Source organism: Haloferula sp. A504 (assembly GCF_044385805.1).
In the GTDB taxonomy this organism is placed as follows: Bacteria; Verrucomicrobiota; Verrucomicrobiia; order Verrucomicrobiales; family Akkermansiaceae; genus Haloferula.
On sequence record NZ_JBISBU010000001.1, the window covers coordinates 216,290 to 228,143 of the forward strand.

Annotated in this window: 9 protein-coding genes; 4 read left to right on the plus strand and 5 right to left on the minus strand. The window is 63.0% G+C overall.

The features are described from left to right. Positions 1-86: 86 nt before the first annotated feature. From ACG2LG_RS00870 to ACG2LG_RS00880, 3 genes are all read right to left on the minus strand, one after another. Entirely contained in the window at positions 87-809 is a 723-nt protein-coding gene (locus ACG2LG_RS00870) for a DUF2202 domain-containing protein (RefSeq protein WP_396255507.1), read from the minus strand. A gap of 78 nt (positions 810-887) precedes the next feature. Next, positions 888-2,531, minus strand: a complete 1,644-nt coding sequence (locus ACG2LG_RS00875) for an FAD-dependent oxidoreductase (protein WP_396255509.1) — start codon at positions 2,529-2,531, stop codon at positions 888-890. A gap of 16 nt (positions 2,532-2,547) precedes the next feature. Next, a complete protein-coding gene (locus ACG2LG_RS00880; RefSeq protein ID WP_396255511.1) occupies positions 2,548-2,853 on the minus strand; it encodes an ArsR/SmtB family transcription factor in 306 nt (101 codons plus the stop codon). 299 nt (positions 2,854-3,152) lie between these two features. On the opposite strand from ACG2LG_RS00880, the gene ACG2LG_RS00885 reads away from it, so the two are divergent. Then, positions 3,153-4,820: an FAD-dependent oxidoreductase gene (locus tag ACG2LG_RS00885; protein WP_396255513.1), complete on the plus strand. Its 1,668-nt coding sequence runs from the start codon at positions 3,153-3,155 to the stop codon at positions 4,818-4,820. 265 nt (positions 4,821-5,085) lie between these two features. On the opposite strand, the gene ACG2LG_RS00890 is transcribed toward ACG2LG_RS00885, so the two are convergent. Then, positions 5,086-5,769: a hypothetical protein gene (locus ACG2LG_RS00890; RefSeq protein WP_396255514.1), complete on the minus strand. Its 684-nt coding sequence runs from the start codon at positions 5,767-5,769 to the stop codon at positions 5,086-5,088. Positions 5,770-6,268: 499 nt separating this feature from the next. On the opposite strand from ACG2LG_RS00890, the gene ACG2LG_RS00895 reads away from it, so the two are divergent. Together ACG2LG_RS00895 and ACG2LG_RS00900 are read left to right on the plus strand one after the other, a co-directional pair. Continuing rightward, positions 6,269-8,575 (plus strand): Ig-like domain-containing protein, encoded by a 2,307-nt coding sequence (locus ACG2LG_RS00895; protein WP_396255515.1) that lies wholly within the window; start codon positions 6,269-6,271, stop codon positions 8,573-8,575. A gap of 325 nt (positions 8,576-8,900) precedes the next feature. Next, on the plus strand, positions 8,901-9,971 hold the full coding sequence (locus ACG2LG_RS00900; RefSeq protein WP_396255516.1) for a substrate-binding domain-containing protein: 1,071 nt from the start codon (positions 8,901-8,903) through the stop codon (positions 9,969-9,971). A 47-nt stretch (positions 9,972-10,018) separates the two neighbouring features. Here the strand turns inward: ACG2LG_RS00900 and ACG2LG_RS00905 are convergent, their stop codons facing one another. After that, the gene (locus tag ACG2LG_RS00905; protein WP_396255517.1) at positions 10,019-11,179 is read right to left on the minus strand and encodes a Fic family protein; all 1,161 of its coding nucleotides are present in this window, start codon (positions 11,177-11,179) and stop codon (positions 10,019-10,021) included. A 69-nt stretch (positions 11,180-11,248) separates the two neighbouring features. On the opposite strand from ACG2LG_RS00905, the gene ACG2LG_RS00910 reads away from it, so the two are divergent. Next, a complete protein-coding gene (locus ACG2LG_RS00910; protein WP_396255519.1) occupies positions 11,249-11,827 on the plus strand; it encodes a hypothetical protein in 579 nt (192 codons plus the stop codon). Positions 11,828-11,854: the final 27 nt, after the last annotated feature.

Sequence of the window (11,854 nt, forward strand, 5' to 3'; positions counted from 1 at the left end):
GGGGTTTGGGCGCTTCGGAGGGGCAGCCCTCGAAAGGCTCCGGCTCCCCGCGAGTGAAAATTCGCGGGGAGTGGACTGGCTGGGTTTCAGCGGTTGGGGCCTCCGCCACCCTGACGACCCCGGCCATTTCCCTGGCCTTGACCCTTGCAACTGCGTGGTCCGCCCGGGCCCTTGCCGGCACCGGGTCCGCGACCCCATTTTCCGCGGTCCGCTCGATTATTGTCGGGCCCGCACTTGCCGCAGTCACCACCGCAGGCGCCCCGCTGCATTTCCCCGTCGACGATGGCCTTGAAGTCCGCGGCCGGAAGGGCCTCGGCTTCGTACTTGCCCCCGCGGCCGGTCAGGTTGCGGTGAAAGGCGCGCAGGTGGTTGTTGGAGGCGGCCTCAAGGTTCGCGAGCGCCTCCTTGTGCTGTGGAAAGTCCTTCTGGGCCGCCCTCAGGTCGGCGATGTCGTGGTCCTCGAGGCGGACTCCCACCCGGCAGGCGTCGACTTCGGAACGGCGGCCTTCCTTGAGCCACTGGCGATAGGTCCGGTCGAGTCCCCTGGTGGTGAAGCGGCGGCCTTCGGGAGGCTTCGGGATGTTGATCCCTTCGGCCTTGAGAATGTCGGCCATCACCTCCCGGTGCCGGGCTTCGGAATGCGGGATGTTCTGCAGCGGACGGATGTCCGGGTGCTTCTTCCCGAGCGCCACGTAGAGATCGTGGGCGAGGACTTCCTCCTCGTAGAGGCGCACCAGGTGGGAGTTGTCGGCGGCGGCAGCCACCGAGCCGAGTGCCAGGCAGGCAATGAGTAATGTCGTGGTTTTCATGGTGTCGGTCATTCAGATCCGGGTGGTAATTAACCCGGCGAAGATGACGGCAGCATGACGACCCGGATGCAAACCGGCTCAATCGCCGTCCCGCGGGGCCTGGTGCCAGGCGCCTCCGAGAATGCTGCGCGCATCGTAGCCGTGGTTGGCGAGGATGCGGGCGGCGAAGTAGCTGGTCTTGCCCATCTGGCACACCGTGTAGACCGGTCGTGACTTGTCGATCTCCCCGAGGCGGTCGCGGACCGTGGGCAGGGGGATGTTGGTGGCACCGGGAACGGGAAGCTTCTCCACGGCGGCGGGCGGACGGACATCGACGATCTGCTGGCCCTCGGCCTCCCCGAGCGTCTGCACGGGAATCAGCATGCCGTCGCGCATGTTGGTGGCGGCGAAGCCGGCCGTGTTGATCACATCCTTGGCGCTGCCGAAGGGCGGCGCGTAGGCAAACTCGAGATGGACGAGGTCGTCGATGGTCATCCGGCCGCGGATCGCCGTGGCGAGCACGTCGAGCCGCTTGTCCACGCCGTCGACACCGACCGCCTCGGCGCCGAGCACGCGGCCGTCTTCGGGCGACCACAGCAGCTTGAGGGTGATGGTCTCGGCTCCGGGGAAATAGGATGCGTGCGAGGGACCGTTGACCGTGACCGTTTCGTACGGGGTTTTGGTCATCTTGAGTCGGTTCTCGCTGGCGCCGGTGACCCCGGCCGCCAGATCGAAGACGCGGACGATGGCGGTGCCGATCGAGCCGGGATAGGGCAGGGCCTTGTCGCCGAGGAAGATGTGATCCGCGACAGTGCGCCCCTGGCGGTTGGCGGGACCACCGAGAGCGATGGCCACGTGGCCGCCGAGAATCGGATCGGCAGACTCGCAGGCGTCACCGACGGCATAGATGTCCGGGATGCTGGTGCGCTGGAATGCATCCACCGTGATGTGGCCCCGCGGCCCGAGGGCGATGCCGGCGTCCTTGGCGAGTTGGCTGTCGGGGCGGACGCCGATGGAGAGGATCACCAGTTCGGCTTCGATGCGGCGGCCGCTGTTGAGCTTCGCGGTGACGACGTCGCCCTCGCCCTCGAAGCCGTCGATGCCGTCGCCGAGGACCAGTTCGACCCCCTTTTCGCGGAGCTTCCGCTCGAGCGGGCGGGTCATTTCGGGATCGAGCTGTGGCAGCACCTGGGGCTGCAGCTCGACCAGCGAGACCTGCTTGCCGATCTCGAGGAGTTGCTCGGCCATCTCCAGCCCGATGAAACCCGCGCCGACCACGGCGACGCGGTCGGAGGTCGCGGCCAACTCGATGATGCGGTCCATGTCCTGCAGGTTGCGCAGGGTCAGGATGCGCGGATGGTCGATGCCCGGAAGCGGCGGGCGCAGCGGGCTGGCGCCCGGGGAAAGGATCAGCTGATCGTAGGGAATCGAGGATTCCGCGCCGTCCGCGACCGAGCGCAGGGCCACGGTCTTCGCGGACGGGTCGATCGCGGTGGCCTCGGTCAGGGTGAGCACCTCGAGGTTGAGGAGCTTGCGCAGCGACTCGGGTGTCTGCAGGGCGAGTTCCTCGCGGTCCTTGATCTCGCCGCCGATGTGGTAGGGCAGGCCGCAGTTGGCGAAGGAGACGTCGGGGCCGCGTTCGATCACGGTGATGCGGGCGGATTCGCTGTGGCGCCGGGCGCGGGCGGCGGCGGAGGCGCCGCCGGCCACGCCGCCGATGATGACGATGTGTTTCGGATTCATGAGTCGTTGGAAAAGGTCAGGAGTGGAGCGTCTTCGACATACTCTGGCAGAAGCGATCCAGGGCTTTCGATTCGAGGGTGTAGAAGATGTTGCTGCCCTTGGTTCGCCCCTTGATGAGGCCGACCTCGACGAGTTCCCTGAGGTGCCGGGAGCAGGCGGGCTGGGAGAGCGGGAGTTCGTTGACGATGGCCATGGCCGCGCTTTCCCCCTGTTGCCCGAGAAAGCGCAGGATCGCCACCCGTGCCGGATGGGACAGCGCCCGGGCAAAGGCGGAAAGCCGAACCAGCTGCGGATCAAAGTCCTCGAGTTTCGGCCGCGGCATATTTGATATTTGAGATATGAACTATCGGAATACAAGTGCGTTTTTGGTGGCGAGGATTTGCGGGGAGGGTGGTTGATTCGGTGTGGGGCCCGGCTGCCTCGGCTTCAGTCATCGCCGGCGTTGAGGGTTCCCCGATTCCGTCACCACGATGCGCGGGGAGTCCGGGTTCTTCCCAAGAGACCCCAGATCGGGTTGGAGAGGGCCCGAAAATCTTTCAAAAGACGAGAGCTTCCGGGTACACCGTGCGTAGGCTCCCCGTCGCGGATCTCTCCGCGGTTCAGAAGACCGGATTCAAGCAAATGAAGATTCTCCAAGTTGCAATTCGAGCGGTGCTGGCATCGCAGGTAATGGCTCTCGCCCTGGTCGATGCGTGGGGTGAGACGCCGAAGGCCGATGTCGTCGTCTATGGTGATGCCTCGGGTGGCGTGGTCGCCGCCGTGCAGGCCGCCCGCATGGGCAAGTCGGCGATCCTGGTTTCCCAGTATGGTCATCTCGGCGGGCTGACCAGCAGCGGGCTCGGCTGGAGCGACATCGGTAACGACAAGATCCTGGGCGGCCTCTCCCGCGAGTTCTACCACCAACTCTACCTCCACTACCAGAAGCCGGAGGCCTGGGTGCAGCAGAAGCGGGAGGAGTTCGGAAACAAGGGCCAGGGCGTGCCCGGCCTCAACGAAAAGACCGAGCTCGCCTCGGTCTTCGAGCCGAAGGTGGCCGAGGCGGTCTTCGACGCCATGGTCAAGGAGGCGGGCGTCCGGGTCGTCAAGGGTCGCCTCGATCTCGAAAAGGGAGTGATGAAGGACGGCACGACGATCACCGGCATCCGGCTCGAGGACGGGACGGTGATCGAGGGCAAGGTCTTCATCGACGCCTCCTACGAAGGCGACCTGATGCCGCTGGCCGGGGTGTCCTTCGTCACCGGCCGCGAGTCGAACTCCGAGTTCGACGAGCAGGGCAACGGAAATACCGGTGTTGCGAAGAAGAATCAACTGCCCAACGGCATCGATCCGTATGTCGTCGCCGGTGACGCGTCCAGCGGTCTGCTGCCCGGCGTGAACCCCGACCTCGGGGGTGAGAAGGGCGAGGGCGACCACCGGCTGCAGGCCTACTGCTACCGGATGGTGCTGACCGATGTGCCGGAGAACCGCATCATGATCGAGAAGCCGGACGGCTACGACGAGGCCGACTACGAGATTCTTTTCCGGGCGATGGAGGCGGGCCAGAAGGGCGGGTTCTTCAAGCTCTCGCCGATGCCGAACCGCAAGACCGACAGCAACAACAACGGCGGCATTTCGACCGACTACATCGGGATGAACTACGGGCCCGACTGGGATTGGTCGACGCTCGACCATGAGGAGCGGGAGAAGCTCGCGGCGAAGCATCGCGACTGGCAGCTCGGGCTGGTCTGGTCCGTCCAGAACCACCCCCGGGTGCCCGAGCCGATCCGCAAGGCCTACGCGCCGTGGGGGCTGCCGAAGGATGAGTTCACCGACAACGGCCACTGGCCCTACAATCTCTACGTCCGCGAGGCGCGGCGCATGCGCTCGGACTTCGTGATGACCGAGAACCACTGCAAGCGGACGCTGCCGGTGGAGGATCCCGTCGGGATGGGTGCCTACACGCTCGACTCGCACAACACCCAGCGGGTGGTGCACAACGGCATGGTCAAGAACGAGGGGGACATCCAGTCCTACCTCGGCGGAAAAGCCTACGGCATCTCCTACCGGTCCCTCGTGCCGAAGGCGGAGGAATGCACCAACCTGCTGGTGCCGTGGGCGCTCTCCGCGACCCACATCGCCTTCGGCTCGATCCGGATGGAGCCGGTGTTCATGATTCTCTCTCAGAGCGCCGCCACCGCGGCCTGCATGGCCATCGATGCGGAGATCCCCGTGCAGGACGTCCCCTACGACAAGCTCCGCGCCCGGCTCGTCGCAGACGGTCAGGCGCTGGGTGTGCTGCCGATGGAGTGAGGCCGAGCGGGGGGTGCCCCCGCGCGCTTTTCTCCGGCATGGCATCGGATGGACCGCGGTCCATCAGTTCGAACTGCAGGGATGTTCCGGCGCCCCCGGCGAGAGACAGCTCCTCCCCCTCATCTGGCCAGGTCAGCCAACTGCTTCGCCAACCCTTCGAGGCTCTCCGGCCAGGTTTCGAAAGTGACGGACTTCGGGTCAAGAAAACGGCCCGCTCCCGGAAGGGAAGCGACCCGTGAAAAGGGGAGCAAAATCGGGAACGGTCTCAGCGACGGCGGCGCAGCAGGAAGAGCAGGCCGATGCCGCCGAGAAGCGCGGAGGTGGGCTCGGGAATCACAACGGGACTTCCGTTCACATCAATTTCTTTCAGGGTGCTCCAGCCATTCTCCACCGTAGTAAAGGTAATCCGGATGGCCGCGACATTCGTCGCAAAGGAGGACAATGTGTCATCCGCCACACGAGCCCTGCCATAGAAAGGGCTTGCGCCGATCACAGAACTGCCACCGGACAAAGCCGTGATGAACGTGGTGGGTGCTGATACGGTGGCATACTGCACATTGAAGCTGGTGATCTCGTCACGTCCACCATTCGAATGACCGAAGAAGATATCGATGCTATTGAGGGTGTATCCGAGAGTGTTGGTTGAGAGATCCAGAGTGTAGGTTGCGCTGCTGCCACTATTGATCCTGGGCGCACTAGGGTCTGTTGATAGGCCGAGACCATCGCGAACTCTTGATTCCGGCTGAGCGCCACTTACGGTGTCAAGTGTTCCCGTGTAGGTTCCGAAGGCAGTTTGCAACAGGTCGGTGCTGGAAGCCACTGCGTAGCCAGTTCCTCCCTGAACGGTCGTTGTGACAACAACGGCGGCATGGACAGACCCTGCGAGCAGGGTGGATGCGAGGATCGCGGATACTGTTTTTCTCAAGGAGGGATAGGAGTTGCTCTTCATCTTGGTCTAGGAAGAATTTGTGATCTCGTTCAGACTGCGAGAGGCTTACAATACGCTGGCGCAGGGACGGAAGAAAAAGGTGTATCACCAACCGATCCGCTTTTCCCGAGGTTGGTTTCGTGTCGATTCCGGCCCGATGTTTCCTTTGATTTGCCAACATTCATCCGGGTCGCCCCGCGATCGGTAACCAGAGCCTCTGGCCTTCGCTGGTCCCAGCATATCGCAGCCCACGACTGGACCGGTTCCGCAGTGAGATTCTCCCCTTGCCTTGCTCATTCGGCTCGTTGCGGATGGGCATGCGTCGGGGATCGAAGTGGTATGAAGGCCGTCAAAGCCTCGCGCGTGAGTCCCTGACTTCGGCCGCTACTCCGCCACCGGTTCGGAAGCGGAACGGATTCGGACCGATTTCATGCTCTTCAACCTCTGGAAAATAGGAGCGGTTGGTAGATGGAAAATCGATTGCGTCCGACCTTCCCTTCGAAGAGAAGCATGGTCCGAAATGAAAAAGGGACGGCTCTCCAAGACCATTTTTCTCGCGTTCACAGGCCTAGCCGCCATGTCGGCCAGCGCCACTGTCCTCGAAGGTTGGACATCGGTGGACACTCTTGACTACGACCGCGTCATCGGTGCGTGGAATTTCGTGGACAGCGATAATCCGCCAGGCTCGGACCTTGTCGTCGAAGGAGTGACCTTCACCACCGTTGATGCCGGGGACGGAACCTACGGCGATCTCACGGTTGGCGGTCTCTTGGGTGCCAGCAGCGGCTTCACCACCGGCCAGACCATTTCTTCCGGTGGCACCACGACCCAGGACGAGACGAATCTCACCACGATCGTGACCACCAATCTGAACGGCAAACAGGGAGTATCGCCGTCTGGTGACCTCACACTCGACCTCGACGGTCTCGCATCCGGCACGTATTTCGTGCAGTACTTCTTCTCAATCAATGGAGGCACGGACCGCTACTTCAATCTAACCGCTGAAGGCACGACCACAATCGGAGAGGTCGCAAGGACATCAGGCACCACTTTCAACTATCTGATCTCCGGAAATGTGGAAGTGACCGATGGCACCCTGAATCTCAGGGTGGAATCAGGCCCAGCCAGCGACAATCGCCGGCTGATCAGCGGCCTGCTCGTTTCGACCACGGGCAGTCTTCCCCCGGTGCTCGTCTCTGAGGACCCCGCCGATGATTCCACCATCGTGCTGTTTCCATCGACCCAGAATCTGACCGCAACCTTCAACGAGAACATCGTTGCCGGCACCGGAAACATCGAGCTGCGCAACCTCGATACGTCCGCCATCACGACGATCGCGGTGACCGACGCCACCCAGGTGAGCATCTCGGGCAAGGTATTGACGATTGATCCGACCGCCGACCTTGACTACGGCACCGACTATGCTGTGCGCATTGATTCCGGCGCGCTTGTCAGCACCGGAGCCATCGACTATCCGGGAATCAGCGACGACGTGACGTGGAATTTCACCACGCTCCCCTTCGACGAAACCGATCCGACGGTCGTTTCGCTGAGCCCGACCGACAATTCCACGGTGTCCCGGGCCGATGAGGGTCTCATGATCACCTTCGATGAGATCGTGCAGGCCGGCACCGGCAACATCGAGGTCATCAACACGACGACCCTGGCGAGCGAATTGATCGACATCACTGATACCTCCCGCGTCACCTTCAGCGGCAATACCGTGACGGTCGTGACCGACCAACTCGTGGCCGGGGATGACTACGCGGTGCAGATCGATGCGACTGCCATCACAGACCGGTCGTTCAATCCCTACGCTGGCATCGCCGACAATACCACCTGGAACTTCTCGGTGGATGCAACCGCTCCCCAACTCCTTGCTTTGACGAGCGTCGATGTCCTCGACCTGACCAACGTGGTGGGGGCCTACGACTTCACCGGAGCTGACAGCATCACTGCGAATGGAACGAGCTTCAGCATCGGAGGAGTCAACTTCACGAGACACAACTGGATGACGTCGAGCACCACTGACCTGGTCCTGACGAACTCACGTTCCGATGCGAATGCCCCGAGCAACGCCCCGAACATTTCCGAGGGAGGAACCGCTTCCGATCAGGCGAATTTGACCGTACTCCTCGATTACTGGGCCCAGGGCAATCAGGGAGGCTCCGGGGCAGACATGATCGCGACCGTCTCGGGTCTCACCAACGGAACCTACAAGATCCAGTATCTGATCGGAACCAACAACACGACGCGCTCGAACGCGATCTTCTACCGTCCAGAAGTCGGGGATGACGTGCTCTTGGAAGACTACAGCATCCGGAACGAGAACATCGTGATCACGGCCGGTGGAATCGAGGTCACTGACGGTTCCCTGCGGCTGGTCATGGCGCAAGGACCGACCAGCGACAACCGCAGGATCATCGCCGGCCTGATCATCTCGTCCGAAGGTGGCGGAGGCGGTGACCCGGACTACTCGACTTGGGCCACGAACAACGGCATCCCCGGGGAACTCTTCGAAGACGACTTCAACAGCGATGGCATCAGCAACGGGGTCGCCTACGCCCTCGGCCTGAGTCCCACCGCCTCGAGCTATCCGGTGGGGGCTCTTTCCGGCAACACCATCACCTTCGCCAAGGGGGCGGATGCCATCAGCAATGGCGACGTGACCTGGATCATCCAGACCTCGGAGACGCTTGCCCCGGGCTCGTGGGTGGACGCGGTGACCCAGGCCGCGGGTGATCCCACCGCCACGATCTCCTACACCTTCACGCCCGGCAGCCCGGACAGCGAATTTGCACGTCTCAAGGCGGAGCAATCCCCCTGATCAGCCGCTGCGAAGCGAATCGAGGGCGGCACGGTCGGACCGCGCCACGGTGAGGTACTCCTCTTTCCTTCGGCGCCTGGCTGGATGCGGATGGGCAGGCGCTCGGGGAGTGAAGTGACAAAAGCGCCGTCGGCGCCTCGCGGGTGGGTCCCCGAATTCTGCAGGCACTTCGCCATCCCCGGTAGGGTGCCTTTCCGGCATCCAGCCGAGGTTGTGCCGACCAGCCGTTCATGAGCGAGGAAGTTCCCGTAGCACGAACATGCCTGAGCGGGGGCGACTGCGTTTCCATTTGCCAACCGCTCCGGATTTCCAGAGGTTAAAGAGCATGAAACCGTTGCGGATCCGTTCAGCCTGCGAGCAGGTGGCGGAGTATCTGAAGGAGATGATCCGGCGGCAGACGTGGACCGGAGCGATGCCGGGCGAGAACCGGTTGGTCCGCGAACTCAAGGTCGGGCGGGATACCGCCCGGGCAGCCCTGGACCAGTTGGAAAGGGAGGGCTGGCTGGAGTCCCAGGGGCCCGGGCGGCGGCGCCGGATCGTCCTGCCGGACGACGCCAAGCCGGCGACCTTCCGGGTCAGGCTCCTGCTCTACAGTCCCGAGGACCGTGGCAACCCGGAGATGTCCACGCTTCTGCTGAAGCTGAGCGAAGCCGGATACGAGGTCAGGTTGGCGCGAAGGTCCCTGACCGAACTCGGCATGAAGGTGGAGCGGGTGGCACGGATGGTGGAGCAGACGGAGGCCGACGCCTGGGTGATCGTCGCGGCCTCCCGCGAGGTGCTGGAATGGTTCGCGGCGCGGTCGAAGCCGGCCTTCGGCCTGTTTGGAAGAGCACCCCTTGAGCCTCTGGCCTTCACCGGTCCCCAAAAAGCCCCGGCGTATCTGGCCGCCGTGAGGTGGCTGGCGGCACTGGGTCACCGTCGCATCGTCTTCCTGCTCCCCGAGTTTGCAAGAAAGCCCGCCCCGGACAAGGTGGTGCAGGCGGTTTTCGATGAGATGAATGGCCTGGGAATCCAGACCGGTGACTACAACCTGCCGGACTGGAAGCCGTCACCTGAAGGCCTTCGTAGCTGTCTCGACTCGCTCTTCAGCGTCACCCCGCCCACCGCCCTCTTTCTCGACCAGCCCTGCGAGTTCATCGCGGCCCAGCAGCACCTTGCCGAGCGCGGCATTCTGGCACCCCGGGACGTTTCGATGATCTGTGCCGATGATGACCCCACCTTCGCCTGGCACGAACGCCCGGTCAGTTGCATCCGTTCTCCCATGGGGCCGCGCGTGAACCGCGTTCTCCGGTGGATCCGGAACGTCGCGACCGGCAAGGATGACCGTCGCAGGGCCTTCACCGAGGCGGAGTTCATCGAAGGCGGCACGATCGGACCGGTTCCGAGGGGTCAATGAATGATCGGTTCCACCGGGCACCCCCAGAGTGCTGCCCGGATCTCCAGTCAGCCACCCTTCAAGGATCGATCAGCAGGGGGTCGATGGTCGCGATGGGCTCCTCCTCCGGTTGGTGAAGCTTGAGCATGGCCTTGGTTTCTCACGGGACGATAGTGCGCCCCCCGGCCCCTTCCGTGGAGTTCGGCGAATCCGTTTTCGGTCAACTCGGTGAACTTGTCCTTCAGCGTGTTGCGGTTGGCCGAGAGGGCTTCCGCCGCATCCCCGACCGAGAGCGTTTGACGCGTTTCAAGGAGCATGAGTAGGCGTCCCGCAAGCGGGGAAAGCGCGGCGGGTGGCGGAGGCGCATTTCCCTTTGCCGGGGAATCCGGCAGGCGTTTCCGCAAGCGCTCGATCTGGAACTTCAGTGCCCGCAGGAAAAAGAGAACCCATGGCTCCCAGTCGGCTTGATGCCGGAACGAGGTCTGGGTTCTGCGCAATGCGAGGTAGTAGGCATCCTTATGATGCTCGATCACACTTTCCAGGGAAGTGTAGGAAGCGTAGGCATAGCCCGAACGCAGCAGCATCAGGTTGGTCACGACCCGGGAAAGGCGACCGTTGCCATCCTGAAACGGATGGATGGCGAGGAAGACCACGTTGAAGACAGCGATCCGCAGGAGAGGATGGAGAACGGGGTCGCCCTCTTCCCTGGCAAGCCAGGCCAGGAGTTGTTCCATGAGCACCGGTGTCTCGAAGGGTGACGCGGTTTCGAAAATGATGGCGACCTGTTTCCCATCCGCATCGAAGGCGGCAACATGGTTGTCGAGTGTCTTCCATTGGCCCCGATGGCGTTCATCCTTTTCGCTGTATCGCAGGAGATCGCGATGCAGTTGCAGGAGAATGCTTTCCGAGATCCGCAGATCCGGCCAAGCGGTCTGGATCGATTCCATCACGTAGGCGTAGCCCGCAACCTCCTGCTCGTCGCGTGACCGGAAGGATTCCTTCCCGAGCTTGCCGACGAGTTGCTCGACTTCGCCGTCGCTCAGCTTCGCGCCCTCGATCCGGGTTGAGGAACCGGCGCTCTCGATGGTTGCAATGCGGCGCAGCGTGAGCAGCGTCCCGGGACCGAGCTTTCCGAGCGCGCGCCACTCGCCCTTGAACTCGTCAATGGACGCGATCAGCGTCAGCATTTCGTTGGTCGGTTGGAAGACCGGTGGAAGAGGGATCTTCATGCCCTGATCCTACCTCCAATTCCACCCGAAGTCATCCAATTGCCTCCAATTCCATCCATTTCCTGGGAGATGGAGAATCGAAGCCATGCTTTCCGGTTCAGGATCCAGGGCTCGGGCAACCCACCGCCCAAAGACGTGACCGGAGCGGAAGCGCGGTATGAAGAGCTGGGCCACCATTGCATCGTCTTCCTGCTGCCCGGACATGCGAGAATACCCGAACCGGATCGTGTCATTCGGGAGACACTTCATGGAATGAATGCGCTGGGGATCAGGACCGGTGAGTACAACCTGCCGGATTGGGAACCGTCACCGGCGGGCCTTCGGCGATGCCTCGATTCCCTCTTTGGGCTGACTCCTCCGACCGTCCTTTTTCTCGACCAGCCCTGCGAATTCATCGCGGCCCAGCAGCACCTTGCCGAGCGCGGGATCTTTGCGCCCCGGGACGTTTCGATGATCTGTGCCGATGATGACCCGAGCTTCGCGTGGCATGAGCGCTCCGTGCTCGCCCGTGGGCCCGCGCGTCAACAGGGTTCTTCGCTGGGTCGAGAACGTCGCACGCTGCAAGGACGACCGGCGCAAGGGCTTTACCAAGGCGGAGTTCGTGGAGGGTGGCACGATCGGACCGGTTCCGAAGGGGCCAATGAATGATTGCTTCCACTGGGCACCCCCAGAGTG